This is a genomic window from Rhizobium sp. SVR5-2C, from assembly GCF_056755115.1.
The window spans coordinates 1-230 of the sequence record NZ_JBNDHT010000667.1 but is presented as its reverse complement, the minus strand read 5'-3'; the positions used below and the strand labels follow the sequence as shown (position 1 = coordinate 230).

The 230-nt window shown below is 63.5% G+C and carries 1 protein-coding gene; it reads left to right on the top strand.

The genetic code is table 11. From position 1 onward, the window contains the following. Nucleotides 1–43 precede the first annotated feature (43 nt). Nucleotides 44–230: acyl-CoA dehydrogenase family protein (locus ACPYOI_RS37305; protein ID WP_481424335.1), on the top strand; the 187-nt coding region annotated here is incomplete at its 3' end.

The window sequence follows — 230 nt, the reverse complement described above, 5'->3', positions numbered from 1 at the left end:
GTCCCGGCACAGTCCAGCCCAGACGCAAGGTGGCGATTCGAGCATGTCCCGACTGCAGCAGACCGATGGCCTGTCCGAGGAGCAGATCGAGCTGGTCAAGCTCGTGCGTGAGTTCGTCGAGGAGCAGATCCTGCCGGTGGCCACCGAGCTGGAGCACCGCGACGAGTACCCGATCGAGATCGTCGAGGGCATGAAGCAGATGGGCATCTTCGGGTTGATGATCCCGGAGG